At 58.8% G+C, this 23,069-nt stretch carries 19 protein-coding genes; 12 read left to right on the plus strand and 7 right to left on the minus strand.

The features are described 5' to 3' along the window. The first annotated feature begins 76 nt into the window (after positions 1 to 76). The 5 genes from aceE (at position 77) to yacL (ending at position 9,910) form a co-directional block, all read left to right on the plus strand. Complete coding sequence (aceE, locus tag WA302_RS17405; protein ID WP_025304233.1) at positions 77 to 2,740, plus strand: pyruvate dehydrogenase (acetyl-transferring), homodimeric type; 2,664 nt, start codon at positions 77 to 79, stop codon at positions 2,738 to 2,740. 13 nt (positions 2,741 to 2,753) lie between these two features. Further along, positions 2,754 to 4,637 carry a pyruvate dehydrogenase complex dihydrolipoyllysine-residue acetyltransferase gene (gene aceF / locus WA302_RS17410; protein WP_043141312.1) on the plus strand — a complete coding sequence of 628 codons (1,884 nt, stop codon included), beginning with the start codon at positions 2,754 to 2,756 and terminating at the stop codon, positions 4,635 to 4,637. 233 nt (positions 4,638 to 4,870) lie between these two features. Beyond that, on the plus strand, positions 4,871 to 6,295 hold the full coding sequence (lpdA, locus tag WA302_RS17415) for a dihydrolipoyl dehydrogenase (protein WP_004937500.1): 1,425 nt from the start codon (positions 4,871 to 4,873) through the stop codon (positions 6,293 to 6,295). Positions 6,296 to 6,810: 515 nt separating this feature from the next. Next, entirely contained in the window at positions 6,811 to 9,408 is a 2,598-nt protein-coding gene (acnB, locus tag WA302_RS17420; protein ID WP_261456696.1) for a bifunctional aconitate hydratase 2/2-methylisocitrate dehydratase, read from the plus strand. A 139-nt stretch (positions 9,409 to 9,547) separates the two neighbouring features. After that, positions 9,548 to 9,910, plus strand: a complete 363-nt coding sequence (gene yacL / locus WA302_RS17425; protein WP_004937507.1) for a protein YacL — start codon at positions 9,548 to 9,550, stop codon at positions 9,908 to 9,910. Between the two features lie 32 nt (positions 9,911 to 9,942). Here the strand turns inward: yacL and speD are convergent, their stop codons facing one another. From speD to WA302_RS17440, 3 genes are all read right to left on the minus strand, one after another. Then, entirely contained in the window at positions 9,943 to 10,737 is a 795-nt protein-coding gene (speD, locus tag WA302_RS17430) for an adenosylmethionine decarboxylase (RefSeq protein WP_004937510.1), read from the minus strand. Positions 10,738 to 10,764: 27 nt separating this feature from the next. Further along, the gene (gene speE, locus WA302_RS17435; RefSeq protein WP_043141308.1) at positions 10,765 to 11,628 is read right to left on the minus strand and encodes a polyamine aminopropyltransferase; all 864 of its coding nucleotides are present in this window, start codon (positions 11,626 to 11,628) and stop codon (positions 10,765 to 10,767) included. A gap of 125 nt (positions 11,629 to 11,753) precedes the next feature. Further along, on the minus strand, positions 11,754 to 12,101 hold the full coding sequence (locus tag WA302_RS17440; RefSeq protein WP_004937515.1) for a YacC family pilotin-like protein: 348 nt from the start codon (positions 12,099 to 12,101) through the stop codon (positions 11,754 to 11,756). Positions 12,102 to 12,318: 217 nt separating this feature from the next. On the opposite strand from WA302_RS17440, the gene cueO reads away from it, so the two are divergent. Together cueO and hpt are read left to right on the plus strand one after the other, a co-directional pair. Beyond that, the gene (gene cueO / locus WA302_RS17445) at positions 12,319 to 13,962 is read left to right on the plus strand and encodes a multicopper oxidase CueO (protein ID WP_151429366.1); all 1,644 of its coding nucleotides are present in this window, start codon (positions 12,319 to 12,321) and stop codon (positions 13,960 to 13,962) included. A gap of 98 nt (positions 13,963 to 14,060) precedes the next feature. Next, complete coding sequence (hpt, locus tag WA302_RS17450) at positions 14,061 to 14,597, plus strand: hypoxanthine phosphoribosyltransferase (protein WP_048234659.1); 537 nt, start codon at positions 14,061 to 14,063, stop codon at positions 14,595 to 14,597. 38 nt (positions 14,598 to 14,635) lie between these two features. On the opposite strand, the gene can is transcribed toward hpt, so the two are convergent. After that, the gene (gene can, locus WA302_RS17455; RefSeq protein ID WP_016930066.1) at positions 14,636 to 15,292 is read right to left on the minus strand and encodes a carbonate dehydratase; all 657 of its coding nucleotides are present in this window, start codon (positions 15,290 to 15,292) and stop codon (positions 14,636 to 14,638) included. Positions 15,293 to 15,502: 210 nt separating this feature from the next. Here can and WA302_RS17460 point away from each other — a divergent pair, with 210 nt between their 5' ends. From WA302_RS17460 to WA302_RS17470, 3 genes are all read left to right on the plus strand, one after another. Continuing rightward, positions 15,503 to 16,426, plus strand: coding sequence for an ABC transporter ATP-binding protein (locus WA302_RS17460; RefSeq protein WP_212562999.1), 924 nt, complete (start codon positions 15,503 to 15,505; stop codon positions 16,424 to 16,426). Then, on the plus strand, positions 16,423 to 17,193 hold the full coding sequence (locus WA302_RS17465; protein ID WP_004937535.1) for an ABC transporter permease: 771 nt from the start codon (positions 16,423 to 16,425) through the stop codon (positions 17,191 to 17,193). The genes WA302_RS17460 and WA302_RS17465 overlap by 4 nt, the downstream gene beginning before the upstream one ends. A 177-nt stretch (positions 17,194 to 17,370) precedes the next feature. Then, positions 17,371 to 18,651 (plus strand): polysaccharide deacetylase family protein, encoded by a 1,281-nt coding sequence (locus WA302_RS17470; protein WP_025304228.1) that lies wholly within the window; start codon positions 17,371 to 17,373, stop codon positions 18,649 to 18,651. Positions 18,652 to 18,685: 34 nt separating this feature from the next. Here WA302_RS17470 and panD read toward each other — a convergent pair whose 3' ends face one another. The 3 genes from panD to panB form a co-directional block, all read right to left on the minus strand. After that, a complete protein-coding gene (gene panD, locus WA302_RS17475; protein ID WP_004937544.1) occupies positions 18,686 to 19,066 on the minus strand; it encodes an aspartate 1-decarboxylase in 381 nt (126 codons plus the stop codon). 145 nt (positions 19,067 to 19,211) lie between these two features. Continuing rightward, a complete protein-coding gene (gene panC / locus WA302_RS17480) occupies positions 19,212 to 20,066 on the minus strand; it encodes a pantoate--beta-alanine ligase (protein ID WP_049296228.1) in 855 nt (284 codons plus the stop codon). 23 nt (positions 20,067 to 20,089) lie between these two features. Then, positions 20,090 to 20,884, minus strand: coding sequence for a 3-methyl-2-oxobutanoate hydroxymethyltransferase (panB, locus tag WA302_RS17485; RefSeq protein ID WP_025304226.1), 795 nt, complete (start codon positions 20,882 to 20,884; stop codon positions 20,090 to 20,092). Positions 20,885 to 21,050: 166 nt separating this feature from the next. On the opposite strand from panB, the gene qseB reads away from it, so the two are divergent. Further along, positions 21,051 to 21,713 (plus strand): quorum sensing response regulator transcription factor QseB, encoded by a 663-nt coding sequence (gene qseB / locus WA302_RS17490; RefSeq protein WP_004937550.1) that lies wholly within the window; start codon positions 21,051 to 21,053, stop codon positions 21,711 to 21,713. Next, entirely contained in the window at positions 21,710 to 23,068 is a 1,359-nt protein-coding gene (qseC, locus tag WA302_RS17495) for a quorum sensing histidine kinase QseC (protein WP_336064638.1), read from the plus strand. The genes qseB and qseC overlap by 4 nt, the downstream gene beginning before the upstream one ends. Position 23,069: the final 1 nt, after the last annotated feature.

The raw sequence follows: 23,069 nt of genomic DNA on the forward strand, positions 1-23,069 counted from the left end.
TGTCTTCGTGTGTTTTTGCACAGAGCACAGGAAGACAGGCTCCAAACAAACCATTAGACAGATAAGGAATACCACCATGTCAGAACGTTTAAACAATGACGTGGATCCGATCGAAACCCGCGACTGGCTGCAGGCGATCGAATCGGTCATCCGTGAAGAGGGTGTTGAGCGAGCTCAGTTTCTGATTGATCAGGTATTGGGAGAAGCCCGCAAAGGCGGCGTTAACGTTGCGGCCGGTGCTGCAGCGCACAACTACGTCAACACCATCGCGGTAGAAGACGAACCGGCCTACCCAGGCAACCTGGATCTGGAACGCCGCATTCGCTCTGCGATCCGTTGGAACGCGATCATGACCGTTCTGCGCGCATCCAAAAAAGACCTGGAGCTGGGCGGCCACATGGCTTCCTTCCAGTCTTCCGCGACCTTCTATGAAGTCTGCTTTAACCACTTCTTCCGCGCACGCAACGAGAAAGACGGCGGCGACCTGGTGTACTTCCAGGGCCACATCTCTCCGGGCGTTTACGCGCGTGCCTTCCTTGAAGGCCGCCTGACCGAAGAACAGATGAACAACTTCCGTCAGGAAGTGCACGGCAACGGCCTGTCCTCTTACCCGCATCCTAAGCTGATGCCGGAATTCTGGCAGTTCCCGACCGTATCCATGGGCCTGGGCCCAATCAGCGCCATCTATCAGGCGAAGTTCCTGAAATACCTGGAACACCGCGGCCTGAAAGACACCTCTGAGCAGACCGTTTACGCCTTCCTGGGCGACGGTGAGATGGATGAGCCGGAATCCAAAGGCGCCATCACCATCGCGACTCGCGAGAAGCTGGACAACCTGGTGTTCGTCATCAACTGCAACCTGCAGCGCCTGGACGGCCCGGTCACCGGTAACGGCAAGATCATCAACGAACTGGAAGGCATCTTCTCCGGCGCAGGCTGGCAGGTGCTGAAAGTGATCTGGGGCGGCCGTTGGGACGAGCTGCTGCGCAAAGACACCAGCGGTAAACTGGTTCAGCTGATGAACGAGACCCTGGACGGCGACTACCAGACCTTCAAATCCAAAGACGGCGCTTACGTGCGCGAGCACTTCTTCGGCCGTTACCCGGAAACCGCGGCGCTGGTCAAAGACATGACCGACGACGAAATCTGGGCGCTGAACCGTGGTGGTCACGATCCGAAGAAAATCTTCGCTGCACTGAAAAAAGCGCAGGACACCAAAGGCAAACCGACCGTTATCCTGGCCCACACCATCAAAGGTTACGGCATGGGTGAAACCGCGGAAGGTAAAAACATCGCTCACCAGGTGAAGAAAATGAACATGGAAGGGGTTCACCACTTCCGCGATCGTTTCAATGTGCCGGTTGCCGATGCTGACATCGAAAAACTGCCGTACATCACCTTCGAGAAAGAGTCCGAAGAATACAAATACCTGCACGAACGTCGCCAGGCGCTGAAAGGCTACGTGCCAACCCGTCTGCCGGAGTTCACCCAGAAGCTGGAAATGCCGGCGCTGGAAGATTTCAGCTCGCTGCTGGAAGAGCAGAACAAAGAGATCTCCACCACTATCGCCTTCGTGCGTGCCCTGAACGTGATGCTGAAGAACAAGTCGATCAAAGATCGCCTGGTGCCAATCATCGCCGACGAAGCGCGTACTTTCGGTATGGAAGGTCTGTTCCGTCAGATCGGTATCTACAGCCCGAACGGCCAGCAGTACACCCCGCAGGACCGTGAGCAGGTTGCTTACTACAAAGAAGACGAGAAAGGTCAAATCCTGCAGGAAGGCATCAACGAACTGGGCGCAGCCTCTTCCTGGCTGGCCGCAGCGACTTCCTACAGCACCAACGATCTGCCGATGATTCCGTTCTACATCTACTACTCGATGTTCGGTTTCCAACGTATCGGCGACCTGTGCTGGGCAGCGGGCGACCAACAGGCGCGTGGCTTCCTGATCGGCGGGACCTCGGGCCGTACTACCCTGAACGGCGAAGGTCTGCAGCACGAAGATGGCCACAGCCACATTCAGTCTCTGACCATCCCTAACTGCATCTCTTACGATCCGGCTTACGCGTACGAAGTGGCGGTGATCATGCACGACGGTCTGGTGCGCATGTATGGCGACAACCCAGAAAACGTGTACTACTACCTGACCACGCTGAACGAAAACTACCACATGCCTGCGATGCCGCAGGGTGCGGAAGAAGGTATCCGCAAGGGTATCTACAAGCTGGAAACGCTGGAAGGCAGCAAAGGCAAGGTACAGCTGCTGGGCTCCGGCGCTATCCTGCGCCACGTGCGCGAAGCTGCGCAGATCCTGGCGAAGGACTACGGCGTGGGTTCCGACACCTACAGCGTGACCTCGTTCACCGAACTGGCGCGTGACGGCCAGGATTGCGAGCGTTGGAACATGCTGCACCCAACCGAAACGCCACGCGTGCCTTACATCGCTCAGGTGATGAGCGACGCGCCAGCGGTAGCGTCTACCGACTACATGAAACTGTTCGCTGAACAGGTTCGTACTTATGTGCCGGCCAGCGATTATCGCGTACTGGGCACCGACGGCTTCGGTCGTTCGGACAGCCGCGAAAACCTGCGTCACCACTTCGAAGTCGATGCATCTTACGTGGTGGTTGCTGCTCTGGGTGAACTGGCTAAACGCGGTGAGATCGAAGCTTCTGTGGTTGCTGATGCAATCAAGAAATTCGACATCAACCCGGAAAAAGTTAACCCGCGTCTGGCCTAAGAGGTACTGAATAATGTCTATCGAAATCAACGTACCGGACATCGGTGCAGATGAAGTCGAAATCACCGAGATTCTGGTGAAGGTCGGCGATAAAGTTGAAGCGGAACAATCGCTGATCACCGTGGAAGGCGACAAGGCTTCCATGGAAGTGCCATCCCCTCAGGCGGGCGTGGTGAAAGAGATTAAAGTGGCGGTCGGCGATAAAACCGAAACCGGCAAACTGATCATGATCTTCGAAGCGGCAGGCGCAGCGGAAGCTGCACCGGCGGCGAAAGCGGAAGAAAAACCGGCGGCAGCAGCAGCTGCCCCGGCTGCCGCTGCGGCCAAAGACGTTGCTGTGCCGGACATCGGCGCCGACGAAGTCGAAGTGACCGAGATCCTGGTGAAAGTGGGCGACAAGGTGGAAGCCGAGCAGTCCCTGATCACCGTGGAAGGCGACAAGGCTTCCATGGAAGTCCCTGCGCCGTTCGCAGGCACCGTGAAAGAGATCAAGATCGCGACCGGCGACAAAGTGAAAACCGGTTCCCTGATCATGGTGTTCGAAGTGGCCGGCGCCGCTTCTGCTGCGGCCCCGGCTGCGGCTGAAGCTCCTGCCGCCGCTGCAGCGCCTGCGGCCTCTGCGGCCAAAGACGTCGCCGTGCCGGATATCGGCGGTGACGAAGTCGAAGTGACCGAGGTGATGGTTAAGGTGGGCGACAAGGTTGCCGCCGAGCAGTCTCTGATCACCGTGGAAGGCGACAAGGCCTCCATGGAAGTGCCTGCTCCGTTCGCGGGTACCGTGAAAGAGATCAAGATCGCGACCGGCGACAAAGTGAAAACCGGCTCTCTGATCATGGTGTTCGAAGTGGAAGGCGCTGCGCCTGCCGCTGCCGCCGCTCCAGCCGCTAAAGCGGACGCTGCGCCGGCGCCGGCCGCCGCTAAAGCCGCCGCTCCGGCTGCGAAAGCTGACGACAAAGGCGAGTTCGCCGAGAACGCGGCATACGTGCACGCGACCCCGGTCATTCGTCGTCTGGCGCGTGAATTCGGCGTTAACCTGGCGAAAGTGAAAGGCACCGGTCGTAAAGGCCGCATCCTGCGCGAAGACGTTCAGACTTACGTGAAAGACGCGGTGAAACGCGCTGAAGCAGCTCCGGCTGCTGCTGGCGGCGGTCTGCCAGGCATGTTGCCATGGCCGAAAGTGGACTTCAGCAAGTTCGGCGAGATCGAAGAAGTCGAAATGGGCCGCATCCAGAAGATCTCTGGCGCGAACCTGAGCCGCAACTGGGTGATGATCCCGCACGTGACTCACTTCGACAAAACCGACATCACCGATCTGGAAGCGTTCCGCAAGCAGCAGAACGAAGAAGCGGCCAAGCGCAAGCTGGACGTGAAGTTCACGCCTGTCGTGTTCATCATGAAAGCCGTTGCTGCCGCTCTGGAGCAGATGCCGCGCTTCAACAGCTCGCTGTCCGAAGATGGCCAGAAGCTGACGCTGAAGAAATACATCAACATCGGCGTGGCGGTAGATACCCCGAACGGCCTGGTGGTTCCGGTGTTCAAGGACGTGAACAAGAAGAGCATCACCGAGCTGTCTCGCGAACTGATGGCCATCTCCAAGAAAGCGCGCGACGGCAAGCTGACCGCGGGCGAGATGCAGGGCGGCTGCTTCACCATCTCCAGCCTGGGCGGCATCGGGACGACTCACTTCGCGCCGATCGTCAACGCGCCGGAAGTGGCTATCCTGGGCGTCTCCAAGTCTGCGATGGAGCCGGTCTGGAACGGTAAAGAGTTCATGCCGCGCCTGATGATGCCGATGTCGCTGTCCTTCGACCACCGCGTTATCGACGGTGCCGATGGTGCGCGCTTCATCACCATCATCAACAACATGTTGTCCGACATTCGCCGTCTGGTGATGTAATGCAAAAGGGGCGCAGCATGCTGCGCCCCTGATGATTCTGTAGCAGTTTTGTCGGATTTTGCACAACTCGACAAAATTGTTGAGACACGGGTCACTCGAACACGCTTTGCAGATTATTAACAATTCTGTAAACTGCTCGCGGTGTAAGCGTCCCGGTGGATGAAGGGCGTTATGAGATCGATTAGCAATAAAAATGACGTCTGACCCGCCGGACAATCAATTAAGAGGTCATGATGAGTACTGAAATTAAAACTCAGGTCGTGGTACTTGGGGCGGGCCCGGCAGGTTACTCTGCAGCCTTTCGTTGCGCTGACTTAGGTCTTGAAACCGTTCTGGTTGAACGTTATTCCACTCTGGGCGGGGTTTGCCTGAACGTGGGATGTATCCCTTCCAAAGCACTGCTGCACGTTGCCAAAGTGATCGAAGAAGCCAAAGCGCTGGCCGAACACGGCATCGTTTTCGGCGAGCCGAAAACCGACATCGACAAAGTGCGCGTCTGGAAAGAAAAAGTCATCACTCAGCTGACCGGCGGTCTGGCTGGCATGGCGAAAGGCCGTAAAGTGAAAGTGGTCAACGGCTTGGGCAAGTTCACCGGCGCTAACACCCTGGTTGTGGAAGGCGAAAACGGCCCAACCACCATCAACTTCGACAACGCCATCATCGCTGCAGGTTCTCGTCCGATCCAACTGCCATTCATTCCTCATGAAGATCCACGCGTGTGGGATTCCACCGATGCGCTGGAGCTGAAAACCGTCCCAGAGCGTCTGCTGGTTATGGGCGGCGGCATCATCGGCCTGGAAATGGGCACCGTATACCATGCACTGGGTTCACAGATCGACGTCGTTGAAATGTTCGATCAGGTTATCCCGGCGGCAGATAAAGACGTGGTGAAAGTCTTCACCAAGCGTATCAGCAAGCAGTTCAACCTGATGCTGGAAACCAAAGTGACCGCGGTAGAAGCCAAAGAAGACGGCATCTACGTCACGATGGAAGGTAAAAAAGCGCCAGCAGAACCACAGCGTTACGACGCGGTGCTGGTGGCGATCGGCCGCGTGCCGAACGGCAAACTGCTGGATGCCGGCAAAGCCGGTGTTGAAGTTGACGAGCGTGGCTTCATCAACGTCGACAAACAGCTGCGTACCAACGTGCCGCACATCTTCGCTATCGGCGACATCGTCGGTCAGCCGATGCTGGCGCACAAAGGCGTGCACGAAGGCCACGTTGCCGCAGAAGTTATCGCCGGCATGAAGCACTACTTCGATCCGAAAGTGATCCCATCCATCGCTTACACCGAGCCGGAAGTGGCATGGGTGGGTCTGACCGAGAAAGAAGCGAAAGAGAAAGGCATCAGCTACGAAACCTCCACCTTCCCGTGGGCGGCTTCCGGCCGTGCGATCGCTTCCGACTGTGCAGACGGCATGACCAAACTGATCTTCGACAAAGAAACTCACCGCATCATCGGTGGCGCGATTGTCGGCACCAACGGCGGTGAACTGCTGGGTGAAATCGGTCTGGCTATCGAGATGGGCTGCGACGCGGAAGACATCGCGCTGACCATCCACGCTCACCCGACCCTGCACGAATCCGTGGGCCTGGCGGCGGAAATCTACGAAGGCAGCATCACCGACCTGCCTAACCCGAAAGCCAAGAAGAAGTAATTCTGCTGGTTTGACCGGTAAACAAGCGGCTCCTGAGAAGGGGCCGTTTTTTTTTGCTCAGATGCACCAAGCGGTATTTTTGTGGCCGCTGCGCCAAATTCCGATCCTTATGCTTATATCCATTTTAATTATGTGGATATAATGCTCTGCTAGTCCGGCAGCCGATTACGCTGCGCTCAACGATTCAGCAAAGATTTAATGTTGCTTTTATGTGAACGAATTAACAACCGTTTCAAATCCTGATATGCTGGCTGAGCGGAACCGGGCACTGTACCTTACAGTCCAGGACATCGACAGCAGTGCCCCGTCAGGATAGATGGCATCAATATCGCCGTGCGCTCTACCCATCAGTCTTTCATGCTGTAACGCTGTTTGACCGTGCTTGTTTGCCCCAATCACCGTTTCGGGGCCTCTACGGGCCGATCGCCTAGCCACAGAGTGAAACCCCAAGGGTATAAACCCGGTTTGCATATACGCCAGGCACAATAAATGACAATGAGAGCGAGGAGAACGTCGTGCTAGAAGAATACCGTAAGCACGTAGCCGAGCGTGCTGCTGAGGGCATCGCCCCTAAGCCGCTAGACGCCACCCAAATGGCCGCGCTGGTCGAACTACTGAAGAATCCGCCAAAAGGCGAAGAAGAATTCCTGTTAGACCTGCTGATTAACCGTGTTCCACCGGGCGTCGACGAAGCCGCCTACGTTAAAGCAGGTTTCCTGGCGGCCATCGCCAAAGGCGAAGCGACATCCCCCCTGGTTACCCCCGAGAAAGCCATTGAACTGTTAGGCACCATGCAGGGCGGTTATAACATTCATCCGCTGATCGATGCCCTGGACAACGAAAAGCTGGCGCCTATCGCCGCCAAAGCGCTGTCCCACACGCTGCTGATGTTCGACAACTTCTACGACGTGGAAGATAAGGCCAAGGCCGGTAACCCGCACGCCAAGCAGATCATGCAGTCCTGGGCCGATGCCGAATGGTACCTGTCGCGCCCTGAGCTGGCGGAAAAGATCACCGTCACCGTGTTCAAAGTCACCGGCGAAACCAACACCGATGACCTTTCTCCGGCGCCGGACGCCTGGTCGCGTCCTGACATCCCGCTGCACGCGCTGGCGATGTTGAAAAACGAACGTGAAGGCATCGTGCCGGATCAGCCGGGCAGCGTTGGCCCGATCAAACAGATCGAGCTGCTGAACAAGAAAGGCTTCCCGCTGGCCTACGTCGGCGACGTGGTCGGCACCGGTTCCTCCCGTAAATCCGCCACCAACTCGGTGCTGTGGTTCATGGGTGATGACATCCCGCACGTGCCGAACAAGCGCGGCGGCGGCGTGGTGCTGGGCGGCAAGATTGCACCTATCTTCTTCAACACCATGGAAGATGCCGGCGCCTTGCCGATCGAAGTGGACGTGTCCGAGCTGAACATGGGCGACGTGATCGACGTTTACCCGTACAAAGGTGAAGTGCGCAACCACGAAACCGGCGCGCTGATCGCCAACTTCGAGCTGAAAACCGACGTGCTGCTGGATGAAGTGCGCGCCGGCGGCCGTATCCCGCTGATCATCGGCCGCGGCCTGACCACCAAGGCGCGCGAAGCGCTCGGCCTGCCGCACAGCGACGTGTTCCGCATCGCCAAACCGGTTGCCGCGAGCAGCAAAGGCTTCTCGCTGGCGCAGAAAATGGTCGGCCGCGCCTGCGGCGTCGCCGGTATTCGCCCTGGCGAATACTGCGAACCGAAGATGACCTCCGTCGGTTCTCAGGACACCACCGGCCCGATGACCCGTGATGAGCTGAAAGACCTGGCCTGCCTCGGCTTCTCCGCCGACCTGGTCATGCAGTCGTTCTGCCACACCGCCGCGTACCCGAAACCGGTCGACGTGACCACGCACCACACGCTGCCTGACTTCATCATGAACCGCGGCGGCGTCTCGCTGCGTCCGGGCGACGGCGTGATCCACTCCTGGCTGAACCGTATGCTGCTGCCTGACACCGTCGGCACCGGCGGCGATTCCCACACCCGCTTCCCGATCGGTATCTCCTTCCCGGCCGGTTCCGGCCTGGTGGCGTTTGCCGCCGCGACCGGCGTGATGCCGCTGGATATGCCTGAGTCGGTGCTGGTGCGCTTCAAAGGCAAAATGCAGCCGGGCATCACCCTGCGCGATCTGGTGCACGCCATCCCTTACTACGCGATCCAGCAAGGGCTGCTGACCGTCGAGAAGAAGGGCAAGAAAAACATCTTCTCCGGCCGCATTCTGGAGATCGAAGGCCTGCCGGATCTGAAGGTCGAGCAGGCGTTTGAGCTGACCGATGCGTCCGCCGAACGTTCCGCCGCCGGTTGTACCATCAAGCTGGATAAGGCGCCGATCGAAGAGTATCTGAACTCCAACATCGTGCTGCTGAAGTGGATGATCTCCGAAGGCTACGGCGATCGCCGTACGCTGGAGCGCCGTATTCAGGGCATGGAAAAATGGCTGGCGGATCCGCAACTGCTGGAAGGCGATGCGGATGCGGAATACGCAGCGGTGATCGACATCGATCTGAACGAGATCAAAGAGCCGATCCTGTGCGCGCCGAACGATCCTGACGATGCACGCCTGCTGTCCGACGTGGCCAACAGCAAAATCGATGAAGTGTTCATCGGTTCTTGCATGACCAACATCGGCCACTTCCGCGCGGCCGGCAAGCTGCTGGATCAGCACAAGGGCCAGCTGCCGACCCGTCTGTGGGTGGCGCCGCCAACCAAGATGGATGCGGCTCAGCTGACCGAAGAAGGCTACTACAGCGTCTTCGGCAAGAGCGGTGCGCGTATCGAGATCCCGGGCTGCTCGCTGTGCATGGGCAACCAGGCGCGCGTGGCGGACGGCGCGACGGTGGTTTCCACCTCGACCCGTAACTTCCCGAACCGTCTGGGCACCGGTGCCAACGTCTATCTGGCGTCTGCCGAACTGGCCGCGGTAGCGTCCCTGTTGGGCCGCCTGCCGACGCCGGACGAGTACCAGACCTATATGACGCAGGTCGACAAGACGGCGGCGGATACCTACCGCTACCTGAACTTTGACCAGCTGGGGCAGTACACCGAAAAAGCCGACGGCGTGATCTTCCAAACCGCCGTGTAAGCCGCTATATTGCGCAACTGTTTAACGGGAGGCCTTGGCCTCCCGTTTTATTTTGCTCAGTTGCCAACTTTGCGAGCGCTCACTGAGTTAGTCCGCCATTTATGTTTACACTAAGAAAAAGGGCTCAGGAGGGCATGCTATGGATTACGAATTTCTGCGTGACGTCACCGGTCAGGTGATCGTCAGATTTTCGATGGGGCATGAAGCGATTGGCCACTGGATCAACGAAGAAGTTAAAGGCGATTTCAACCTGCTGGACCGGATTGAAGCCGGTGCGGCCGAGGTCAAAGGCAGCGAGCGTCAATGGCAGCTGGAAGGCCATGAATATACGCTGCTGATGGATGGTGAAGAAGTGATGATCCGTGCCAATCAGCTGGAGTTCGAGGGCGATGAAATGGAAGAGGGGATGAACTACTACGACGAAGAAAGCCTCTCATTCTGCGGCGTTGAGGACTTCCTGCTGGTGTTGAAGGCCTATCGTTCTTTCATGCTGAAGTACTAAGCATCAGGGCGCGGCGTACCGCGCCCTTTCCATCACAGATGCGGAATATTGCGGCCGTAATAGATTTCCTGCATCTCTTTCCATAACAGATCGGTGATCTGCTTGCGTTCGGCTGCGCTCAACGCCTCCGGCTCCGCGTTAAACAGGTAGTGCTTCAGATCGAAATCTTTCAGCAACATCTTGGTATGGAAGATATTTTCCTGGTAAACGTTCACGTCCATCATGTGGTACAGCGCCTTGATGTCTTCCGACATAAAGTTCTGGATCGAGTTGATCTCGTGATCGATGTAATGTTTCACGCCGTTCACGTCGCGGGTAAAACCGCGCACGCGATAGTCCATGGTGACGATGTCGGATTCCAGCTGGTGAATTAAGTAGTTCAGTGCCTTGAGGGGCGAAATGACGCCGCAGGTCGAGACCTCGATATCGGCGCGGAAGGTGCATAGCCCGCCTTCCGGATGGCTTTCCGGGTAGGTATGTACGCAGATATGGCTTTTGTCCAGGTGCGCGACGACCGTATTCGGCAACGGGCCTGGGTGTTCCGACGTATCGACGTCTTTCGGATCGATGGGCTCTTCGCTGACCAGGATGGTGACGCTGGCGCCCTGCGGCTCGTAGTCCTGACGCGCGATGTTCAGAATATTGGCGCCGATGATCGAGCAGGTCTCGCTCAGGATCTCGGTCAGCCGGTTGGCGTTATATTGTTCGTCTATGTAGGCGATATAGCCGTCGCGATCGTCCGCGGTTTTGGCATAACAAATATCGTAAATACAAAAACTCAGGCTCTTGGTCAGGTTGTTGAAGCCGTGCAGTTTTAGCTTATGCAATTTAGGCCACCTCCTTTATCTTCTCGCTTAACGTGTTACGTTCAGGGCATTGAGCAAATATTGCGGCAGGGCAAAGCTGCCGACGTGAATTGCCGGGTTGTAATAACGGCAGTGTAGGCCGCTTTGGTTAAAGCGTTGTTGCAGAGTCGGCAGATCGATCTGGCGCAGTGCCGGGTTCTGGCTCGCCCAGGCAAAGGTCATGATGCCGCCGTAATAGGTCGGGATCGCCGCCTGATAGAAGCTGACGTCGCTAAAGTAGCGGCTCAGTTTGGCGTGGCTGTTGATTGCCTCGTCCTGTTGCAGGAAGCAGACGCCGTTCTGCGCAACGAAAATGCCGCCCTCATTCAGGCAGCGGGCGCAGCCTTCATAAAACGCCGAGGTGAACAGGCTTTCGCCGGGGCCGATCGGATCGGTGCAGTCGGAGATGATCACATCGAACGTTTCGTCGGTTTGATTCACGAAGTTGACGCCGTCGTCGATCACCAACTTGAAGCGCGGATCGTCATAGGCGCCGGCGCTGTGGTTGGGCAGGTATTGGCGGCAGAACTCGACGACACCGGCGTCGATCTCGACCATGGTGATCTGCTCCACGCCAGGATGCCGGCTGACTTCGCGCAGCATGCCGCCGTCGCCGCCGCCGATGATCAGCACTTTCTTCGCCTGGCCATGCGCCAGCAGCGGCACGTGGGTCAGCATTTCGTGATAGATGAACTCGTCACGCTCGGTGGTTTGCACCACGCCGTCGAGCGCCATCACGCGCCCCAGGACCGGGTTCTCGAAGATCACCAGATCCTGATGATCGGTCTTCTCGCGGTACAGCACCTTCTCTACCGAGAAATACTGGCCGAAGCCCGTATGCAGCGTTTCGTACCAAATTTCTTTCTGGGTCATGTGCGGGAAACTCCGTAATAACAGCCATGAAAAATCGGCGCAACATCATAGCTAACTCTGTCTGGCGATGCACGGTTGAATTTCAGACAGAGAGAGCGAAAGGCGGGTGGGGGAGAGGGGCGGAATTAGTTGGCGTAGGCCAGCAGGCTCAAAGAGTCGCGCGCCAGCGATTTGCACTTCTTAGGCGTTGGAATGGCGATGCCGCTGAGATCGCGATAGCTGTCTTCGCCCAGCGCCTTCATGTTAAAGCTGTTGTAGTTGCTCAAATCCCAGCGGTTTTGTTGCGCGAAATAGACAATGGCGCGTTTGATTTGCGCATTTGGCAAATCGTTGTAGCCGCAATCATTTTTCAAATAAATAAATACCGCCGTCAGATCGGCCAGATCTTCCGCCTCGGATTCATTCAGCGCCAGACTGGCGTTGGAGAAGCCCAGCATCGCCAGCAACAGCATCGATAACGTTGTTTTTTTCATCATGAAATAGGCCTGTTTGTCGTCTGCTGACGTTACCACACTTGCCTGTAAAGGCACCAAATTTTATTGCTGCCGGGCCGGCGTCGCGCGTGCCGGTCATACTCTCTTGATTGTGAGGCATAGCTTAAAATACCGCCAGGAAAGGCTTGACCTTCCGCCTGGGGGAAGGTTTAGGCTGACGGCATTGAGTTATATCACTGAGAAAAGGGAGTCAGCGATGTTACGCCGTGATTTTATTAAATTAAGCGCTGCGCTGGGCGCGGCGAGCGCATTGCCGTTATGGAGCCGGGCCGCCTGGGCGGCCGATCGGCCGGTCTTGCCGGTACCGCCGCTGTTGATGCCGGACGCGCAGGGAAAGATTGCGCTGGCGCTGCAGACGGGTGAAACCCGCTGGTTGCCCGGCGCCGCCACCAAAACCTGGGGATTCAACGGCGCGCTGCTCGGGCCGGCGGTGAAGCTGCAGCGTGGCCAGCCGGTGACGGTCGATATCAAAAACAGCCTGGCGGAGGCCAGTACCGTCCACTGGCACGGGCTGGAAATTCCCGGCGACGTCGATGGCGGCCCGCAGGCGCTGATCCACCCCGGCGCGACGCGCACGGTGAATTTCACCGTCGATCAACCGGCCGCTACCTGCTGGTTCCACCCGCACACGCACGGTAAAACCGGCAGCCAGGTGATGATGGGGCTGGCGGGGTTGGTGCTGCTGGAAGACGATGAAAGCGCCAAACTGCCGCTGCCGAAAACCTGGGGACAGGATGATATTCCGGTGATCCTGCAGGATAAGCGGCTGGGCAAAGACGCGCAGATCGAATACCGTCTGGACGTGATGAGCGCGGCGGTGGGCTGGTTTGGCGATCGCATGTTCACCAACGGCGCGCAGTATCCGCAACATCTGGCGCCGCGCGGCTGGCTGCGTCTGCGTTTTCTCAACGGCTGCAACGCCCGCTCGTTGAATCTGGCGGCCAGTGACAACCGTCCGCTGTATGTTATCGCCAGCGACGGCGGTTTCCTGGCGGAGCCGGTGAAGCTGACCGAGCTGCCGATGCTGATGGGCGAACGCTTTGAAGTGCTGGTGGATGCCTCCGACGGGAAAGCGTTCGATATCGTGACGCTGCCGGTGAAACAGATGGGCATGACGCTGGCTCCGTTCGATCAGCCGCTGCCGGTGTTGCGCATTCAGCCGTCGTTGGCACAGGGTATCAAAACCATGCCGGACAGCCTGGTGAAGCTGCCGACATTGCCTGCCACCACTGGTATCCAGGAGCGTTGGCTGCAGCTGATGATGGATCCGCAGCTGGATATGCTCGGCATGCAGGCGCTGATGGATCGTTATGGTCACCAGGCGATGGCTGGCATGAGCATGAATCATGGCGGGACGGGCGCTGGAGACATGAAAGGTATGGAGAAGGGCGGCATGCAGGGCATGGACCACGGCAACATGAAGGGCATGGATCATGGCAAGATGGCCGGGATGGATCACGGCGGCGCGCAGAGCAAAGCCAAACCGTTCGATTTCAGCCACGGCAACATGATCAACGGCAAGGCCTTCGACATGAACAAACCGATGTTTGCCGCCAAACGGGGTCAGTATGAAAAATGGACCATTTCCGGTGAGGGCGACATGATGCTGCACCCGTTCCACATTCACGGCACCCAGTTCCGTATCCTGTCGGAAAACGGCAAACCGCCGGCGGCGCATCGCAGCGGCTGGAAGGACACGGTGCGCGTCGAAGGGTGGCGCAGCGAAGTGCTGGTGCGTTTCGATCATCCGGCAAGCAGCGAACATGCGTATATGGCCCACTGCCACCTGTTGGAGCATGAAGATACCGGCATGATGATGGGCTTTACCGTCGACGACTGATCGCGGTTCATCGCTCAGGTGGCGGTGCGCTCGCGTCGCCACCGGCGAAAGGCTATGCTAAACTCTGCGCCTTTCTTCCGGCAACTGACCTGAATACTATGAAACACACTGTAGACGTAATGATTTCCGAGCAGGAAGTTAAGACCCGTATCGCCGAACTTGGCCGCCAGATCACCGAACATTACCGCGACAGCGGCAGCGACATGGTGCTGGTCGGGCTGCTGCGCGGCTCCTTCATGTTCATGGCCGATCTCTGCCGCGCGATCGACGTGCCGCACGAAGTCGACTTTATGACCGCCTCCAGCTACGGCAGCGGTATGTCCACCACCCGCGACGTGAAGATCCTCAAGGATCTGGACGAAGACATTCGCGGCAAAGACGTGCTGATCGTGGAAGACATCATCGATTCCGGCAACACGCTGAACAAAGTGCGCGAGATTTTGGCGCTGCGCGGGCCGAAATCGCTGGCGATTTGCACCTTGCTGGACAAACCTGAGCGCCGTGAAGTGCAGGTGCCGGTCGAATATGTCGGCTTCTCGATCCCGGATGAGTTCGTGGTGGGGTATGGCATCGACTACGCTCAGCGCTACCGTCACCTGCCGTACGTCGGCAAAGTGGTGCTGCTGGACGAGTAATTGGATGTGGGGCGCGGCAAGCCGCGCCCGCGGCGGGGTTATACGCCTTTATCCTGCTTCAGTTTGGCTATCGCTTTGCGGTAGCCCATCTCCAGGCTCTCGCGGCTGGTCGCCAGCACTTCCATATCGCGCAGACGGCCGTCCTGAATGCCGTACACCCAACCGTGAATCATCACCTTCTGGCCGCGCTTCCAGGCGGACTGCATGATGGTGGAGTGGCCCAGGTTGTACACTTGTTCAATGACGTTGATCTCGCACAGCATGTCGAAACGCTGTTCCGGCGGCAGCTCGCCCAGCAGCGAGCTGTGCTTGTACCACAGATCGCGAATGTGCAGCAGCCAGTTGTCGATCAACCCCAGTTCCGGGTTTTCCACCGCGGCCTGCACGCCGCCGCAGCCCAGGTGGCCGCAGATGATGATGTGTTCGACCTCCAGCACATCTACCGCATACTGCACCACCGACAGGCAGTTAAGATCGGTGTGGATCACGAGGTTCGCCACGTTGCGATGGACGAACAGTTCACCCGGCTCGAGGCCGGTCAGGCGTTCTGCAGGAACGCGGCTGTCAGAGCAACCAATCCATAAGAAGCGGGGCTTTTGCGCCTGGGCTAAACGTTCGAAAAATTCCGGGTCTTCCTGACTGATATTGGCCGACCAGGCCTGGTTGTTGGCGATAAGCTCTTCGATTTCTTTCATGAAGGTGATTGACCCGTAACGAACAGATTGCGTTGGAGTAATATAGGGTAAGCGTCACAATTTGGAAATCGGAACAGTGGTGCAACCTCATTTACCGCACGGATTCGACGCAGTGAAAACGCCGTCGATGCTAGGATTATTGTTAGTGTTTCAAGCCTCGCAAACAGGGGCGCGGCGGCATACTCATCGTCATAAGGTACTATTTTACATATGAATTATGCACTGGAATTAGCGCAGCTGACCAAGACTTACGCCGGTGGCGTCAAGGCGCTGCGCGGCATCGACCTGAGCGTCGAGGCGGGGGATTTTTATGCTCTGCTGGGGCCAAACGGCGCCGGAAAGTCCACCTCCATCGGCATCATCAGCTCGCTGGTGAACAAAACCGCCGGCAGCGTGCGGGTATTCGGTTATGACATCGATAAAGACATCGTTAACGCCAAGCGCCAGCTCGGCCTGGTGCCGCAGGAGTTCAACTTCAACCCGTTCGAGACCGTGTTGCAGATCGTGGTGAACCAGGCGGGTTACTACGGCGTTACGCGGCGTGAAGCGATGGCGCGCGCCGAGAAATACCTCAATCAGCTGGATCTGTGGGGCAAGCGCAACGAGCGCGCCCGTATGCTGTCCGGCGGCATGAAGCGCCGCCTGATGATCGCCCGCGCGTTGATGCACCAACCGAAGCTGCTGATCCTCGATGAACCGACCGCCGGGGTGGATATCGAACTGCGTCGCTCGATGTGGGGCTTCCTGAAAGAGCTGAACGCCCAGGGCACCACCATTATCCTCACCACCCACTATCTGGAAGAGGCGGAAATGCTGTGCCGCAACATCGGCATCATCCAGAACGGGGAACTGGTGGAAAACACCTCGATGAAGGGGCTGCTGGCCAAGCTGAAGTCGGAAACCTTCATCCTCGATCTGGCGGCGAAGAGCCCGCTGCCGAAGCTGGATGGTTACCACAGCCGCCTGACGGATACCTCGACGCTGGAAGTGGAGGTGATGCGCGAGCAGGGGCTGAACGGCCTGTTCGCCCAGCTGAGCGCGCAGGGCGTGCAGGTGCTGAGCATGCGCAATAAGGCGAACCGCCTGGAAGAGCTGTTTGTCACCCTGGTTAACGGCAATGGAGAAAAAGCATGACGCGTTTGTATTGGGTGGCCTTACAAAGCATCTGGGCCAAAGAGGTAAACCGCTTCGCGCGCATCTGGATCCAGACCCTGGTGCCGCCGGTGATCACCATGACGCTGTACTTCATCATCTTCGGTAACCTGATCGGTTCGCGTATCGGTGATATGCACGGCTTCAGCTACATGCAGTTCATCGTGCCCGGCCTTATCATGATGGCGGTCATTACCAACTCCTATGCCAACGTCGCCTCGTCGTTCTTCAGCGCCAAGTTTCAGCGCAACATTGAGGAACTGCTGGTGGCGCCGGTGCCGACCCACGTGGTGATCGCCGGCTATGTCGGCGGCGGCGTGGCCCGCGGTATCTGCGTCGGCGTGCTGGTGACCATCATCTCGCTGTTCTTCGTGCCGCTGCAGGTGCACGCCTGGTGGGTGATTGCGCTGACGCTGTTGCTGACGGCGATCCTGTTCTCGCTGGCGGGGCTGATCAACGCGGTGTTTGCCACCACTTTCGATGATATCAGCCTGATCCCGACCTTCGTGCTGACGCCGCTGACTTACCTGGGCGGGGTGTTCTACTCGCTGTCGCTGCTGCCGCCATTCTGGCAGGCGGTGTCCAAGCTGAATCCGATCGTCTATATGATCAGCGGCTTCCGCTACGGCTTCCTCGGCATCAACGATGTGCCGCTGGCGTTCACCATGGCGGTGCTGGTGGCGTTTATCGCGGTGTTCTATCTGCTGTCCTGGTATCTGATCGAGCGCGGCCGCGGCCTGCGCAGCTGATCATATCGCGCTCCCGCTTTCCCGGCGGGAGCGCCTTTCTTGATTTGGCGCAGGCGGCGCGTAAATCAATAGAATTGCTCAAATAACCGCTAGTTCCCCGCTGTTCAAATCGTGCTATGCTGGCGCTCCACATTTCCTTCACTTTTGTCATTACGCACTCGTAAGCAGAACATCATCATGCGGTCTCAATACACGTTAACGGCTGGGTTACTCGGCATTCTGATGTCGTTGGTTTCCCCTGTGAGCCTGGCTAATCTGCTGTCGGAAGACGGCGCGGTTAAATCTGAATACATGGAAGCGCAGCGCGATAGCGAAGTCTATGCGTTGGTGGGCGAGCATGTGATCCCGGTAGGGGAAGTGAAGCGCGGGCAGCTGATCCAAGTCTTCCCGGCGGATGCGGAATACTACGAATTCAAATTCGGGCACGGTACCGGCTTTATCGATAAAGACGACGTGCGTGAATTGAAGAAGTCGCGCAAGGTGCAAGACGATTTGGGCGAGCTGAACAAACCGCTGACCAACCAGAATCTGATCACGCAAAAAACGATCGACGTATACACCGCAGCGGACAAGGACAGCGAGGTCTTGGGCACGCTGGAAGGCAACCTGCGCTATCCCATCATCGGCAAGCTGAAAGATCGCCTGAACAACACCTGGTACGAGGTCAACATCGGCGAGCGGCTGGGGTTCATTAATGAGTTGGACTGCGAGATCGATAACGGCATACCGGTGCTGACTTACCACCACCTGCTGAAAAACGAAGAGAACAAACGCTTCCGCCACACCTCGACCACCACCTCAGACGTGGCGTTCAGCAACCAAATGACCTATCTGAAGCAGGCGGGCTACGACACCATTTCGCTGTATCAGCTGGAAGCCTACCTGAAAAATCAGATCAACCTGCCGGGCAAGGCGATCGTGCTGACCTTCGACGACGGGCTGAAGTCGGTTTATCGCTACGCTTACCCGGTGCTGAAGGATTACGGTTTCCGCGCCACGGCGTTCATCATCTCTTCGCGCATCAAACGCCACCCGCAGAAATGGAACCCGGACTCGCTGCAGTTTATGAGCGTTTCGGAGCTCAAGCAGATTCAGGACGTGTTCGACGTGCAGTCGCATACCCATTTTCTGCACCGCACCGACGGTAACCGCCAGCCGATTTTGCTGAGCCGTTCGTTGCACAATATCGAGTTCGATTTTGAGCGCTCGCGCCGCGCGCTGTCGCAGTTCAACCCGCACGTGCTGTATGTGTCCTACCCGTTCGGCGGCTATAACCAACGGGCGATTCAGGCGGCGCAGGACGCCGGGTTCCATCTGGCGGTGACCACGGTGCAGGGCAAGGTGAAGCCGGGGGATAACCCCTATACGCTGAAGCGGCTGTATATTCTGCGCACCGACTCGATCCAGACCATGGCGGATCGGATAGCCAACAAGCCGGGTACGGTGGTGGTGCAGTAGGGAAGAACGGGCGCGTAAGGCGCCCGTTTTATTGTCAGGCGACCTGAACCGGCACGGCTTTCGCCTTGCGCTGCAGGTTGTTGTCACCTTCGAAATAGGCGACTTTCGGGTGGTGCTGGCGGGCGTCGGCGTCGGTCATTTGCACATAGGAGCAGATGATCAGTTTGTCGCCCACGCAGGCGCAGCGCGCGGCGGCGCCGTTGACCGAAATGATGCGCGAACCGCGCTCGGCGGCAATGGCGTAGGTGGAGAAGCGCTGGCCGTTATCCACGTTGTAAATATCGATCGCTTCATATTCCAGAATGCCGGCGGCTTCCAGAAAATCCTGGTCGATGGCGCAGGATCCTTCATAGTGCAAGTCAGCCTGAGTGACTTTGACGCGATGCAGCTTGCCTTGCAGCATAGTACGTATCATAGCTTTACCTAACTGAATATCGGCCTTCACAGGCGCTGGGGTTGAACATCTCTCCTGCATCCCTGCAATCTCTATCGTCACCGATTGCTCCGCCATTGTCTACCAATGGCCAAGGCTTCAGGGTGACGACAGTATAAAAAACGGCTTATAGCGTCAGGTCAACCTGCTGGTTGTCGATAAGACGCGCCTTGCCCAGCCAGGCGGCCATCAGCACCACCGCCCGCTGGCTATCTACCGTCAGCGGCTGCAGGCTATCGGCGTCGCGAATAAACAGCTCATCCGGCGTAAAGCCGGCGGCGCGCAGTTGCTCGGCGGTCTGCTCCAACAGCGTTTCAACATGGCGTTCGCCATTGGCCAACTGCTGCGCCAGCGCGTTCATGATCTTGCTCAGCTGCGGCGCGATCTTGCGCTCTTCGGCGGTCAGGTAACCGTTACGCGAGCTGAGGGCCAGGCCGTCTTTGGCGCGCACGGTCGGTACGCCGACGATATCGATGTCGTAACCCATGTCCGCCACCATTTTGCGGATCAGCGCCAGCTGTTGGTAATCCTTCTCGCCGAAGCAGGCCAAATCAGGCTGCACCAGGTTGAACAGCTTGCTGACGATGGTGGAAACGCCGCGGAAGTGGCCCGGCCGGCTTGCGCCTTCCAGGATGCTGGAGATGCCGGGCACGTCGACGTAGGTCTGCTGCTCCAGCCCCTGCGGATAGACCGCGGCCGGGGCCGGCGCGAACACCAGATCGACGCCGCGGCGGGTCAGCTTCTCGCTGTCTTCCTGCAGCGTGCGCGGGTAGCGCGCCAGATCGTCCGGCCGATCGAACTGCATCGGGTTGACGAAGATGCTCACCACCACCACGTCGGCGCGGGCACGCGCTTCATCGACCAGCGTCATGTGGCCGTCGTGCAGGTTGCCCATGGTCGGCACCAGCGCGATGCGTTTGCCTTCCTGGCGCCAGCGGCGGATCTGCTGACGCAGCATCGGCAGGGTTTCGATAATAATCATTGGGTGACTCCTGGAACCATCGCTTAGTTAAAAGAGTGTTCAGCCGCCGGGTAGAGGCCTTGCTCCACTTCCTGAATGTAGTGCTGCACCGCCGTGCGGATATCGCCGCTCTGCGCCAGGAAGTTCTTGGCGAACTTCGGCGTGTGGCCGCCGGTAATGCCGAAGGCGTCGTGCATCACCAGGATCTGGCCGTCGGTGCCGCTGCCGGCGCCGATGCCGATGACCGGAATGGACAACGCTTCGGTGATCTGGCGCGCCAGCTCGGTCGGCACGCATTCCAGCACCAGCAGCTGAATGCCGGCCAGTTCCAGATTCTGCGCGTCCTGCAGCAGCTGTTTGGCGGCCAGTTCGTCGCGCCCTTGCACCTTATAGCCACCGAACACGTTGACCGACTGCGGCGTCAGGCCCAGGTGGCCGCACACCGGCACGGCGCGCTCGGCGAGCATTTTCACCGTGTCGCACAGCCAGCTGCCACCTTCCAGTTTCACCATGTTGGCGCCGGCGCGCATCAGCTCGGCGGCGTTGGCGAAGGTCTGTTCCGGGGTGGCGTAACTCATGAACGGCAGATCGGCCAGCAGCAGGCAGGCCGGCGCGCCGCGGCGCACGGCGCGCGTGTGGTAGGCCACGTCGGCGACGGTGACCGGCAGCGTGGAGTCGTGGCCCTGCAGCGTCATGCCCAGCGAATCGCCCACCAACAGGACTTTGATGCCTTGCTCTTCAAACAGTTTGGCAAAGCTGGCATCGTAGGCGGTAAGGGTAGCAAACTTGCGCTGCTCCTGTTTCCACTGGCGCAAATGGGTCACGGTGGTGGGTTTCATCACAACGTCTCCTGAAACGGGCCGTGCGGCTTACGCAGGCCCAGGCTGCAAAAAAGTGCAGCCATTCTACTGTAACCCGATCGGGGTGGGTAGCGCGGATCGCCATGCTTAAGCGGTTCTTAAGAACCTTGTGGTGCAATGGCGCCAAGACTCAAAAGGGATACTCATGCGAATTCTGTTGATCGAAGATGACAAACTGATCGGTGACGGCATCAAGGCCGGGCTGACCAAACTCGGCTTCAATCTGGACTGGTTCACCGACGGCGCCGTTGGCAAAAATGCGCTGGACAGTGCGCCGTACGACGCGGTGATCCTCGATCTCAGCCTGCCGGGCCTCGACGGCCTGGATCTGCTGCGCCAGTGGCGCCAGGCGGGGCAGGACGTGCCGGTGCTGATCCTCACCGCCCGCGACGCGCTGGAGCAGCGGGTCAGCGGGCTGCAAAGCGGCGCCGACGATTACCTGTGCAAGCCGTTCGCGCTGGCCGAAGTGGCGGCGCGCCTGCAGGCGCTGATCCGCCGTCGCCACGGCCAACTGATGCCACAGCTGACGCACGGCAACGTGGTGTTCGACAGCGCCACCCGCAGCGTGAGCTGCAACGGCGAGCCGGTGACGCTGACGCCGCGCGAATTGGCGGTACTGGAGCTGTTTCTGCACAACAAGGGGCGGGTGCTGGCGCGGCCGTTGATCCAGGAGAAGCTGTACAACTGGGATGACGAGGTGAGCAGCAACGCGGTGGAGGTACATATTCACCACCTGCGGCGCAAGCTGGGCAACGGCTTCATCCGTACCATCCACGGCGTGGGTTACACGCTGGGGGATGCGCCGTGAAGCGTCTCAGCCTGCGGCTGCGCCTGATCCTGATCTTCAGCCTGCTGGCGCTGCTGACCTGGAGCACCGCCAGCGTGGTGGCCTGGGTGATGTCGCGCAACACCATCAACGAAGTGTTCGACACCCAACAGATGCTGTTCGCCAAACGGCTGGCGACCGCCAACCTCGGCGATCTGCTGGCCGATGAAAGTGCGCGCAGCCTGCCGAAAACCAAGAAGCTGGTGCATCATGGCAAGCGCGGCGAGCAGGACGACGACGCGCTGGCGTTCGCCATCTTCGATCGCGACGGCAAGATGCTGCTCAACGACGGCGAGAACGGCGCTGATTTCCTGTTTGACGGGGAGCGTGAAGGTTTTACCGACGGTGAGCGCAAAGGCGATGACGACAGCTGGCGCCTGGTATGGTTGACCAGCCCGGACGGGCGCTACCGCATTGTCGTGGGGCAGGAGTGGGATTACCGGCGCGATATGGCGCTGGGCATGGTGACGGGCCAATTGGTGCCCTGGCTGGCGACGCTGCCGGTGCTGATGCTGCTGATCGCGCTGATGGTTGGGCGCGAGCTGCGGCCGCTGCGTGCGGTGGCCGCCGGTTTGCGTCGGCGTGCACCCGATGACGCCACGCCGCTGGATGCGCGCCAGGTGCCGACCGAGGTGCGCCCGCTGGTGGATGCGCTCAATGCGCTGTTCGTTCGCATCAACGCTTTGCTGGTGCGAGAGCGACGCTTCACCTCCGATGCCGCGCACGAATTGCGCAGCCCATTGGCGGCATTGCGGGTGCAGACCGAAGTGGTGCAGTTGGCGGGGGATGATGCGCCGATGCGCGAGCACGCGCTGGACAATCTGACGGTCGGCATCGATCGCGCGACCCGGCTGGTGGATCAGCTGCTGACGCTGTCGCGGCTGGATTCGCTGTCGGATCTGGCCGAGCTGACGCCGATCGACTGGAACGATCTGGTGACGATGACCCTGGCGGAACAGGATCGGCAAGCCCATGCGGCGGGTGTGACGCTGCGCTATGAACATCGGGGAACGCCACCGCCGCGTCAGGGGGAAACCTTGCTGTTGTCGCTGCTATTGCGCAACTTGCTGGACAACGCGGTGCGCTATACCCCGCAGGGCGGCGTCGTCACCGTGACGCTGAGCGAACGTTCGCTGACGGTAGAGGACGACGGTCCGGGGGTGACCGCGGAGCATCTGGCGCGGCTGGGAGAACGTTTCTATCGCCCGCCGGGACAGGAACAAACCGGCAGCGGGCTGGGGTTATCTATCGTGCAGCGTATTGCCGGCTTGCATGGTTTACAGATCAGTTTCGCCAATCGCTCGGCGGGGGGATTCGTTGCGCGGTTGGCGCTGTAGG

This window comes from Serratia sp. 201, from assembly GCF_037027545.1.
GTDB lineage: Bacteria > Pseudomonadota > Gammaproteobacteria > Enterobacterales > Enterobacteriaceae > Serratia > Serratia bockelmannii.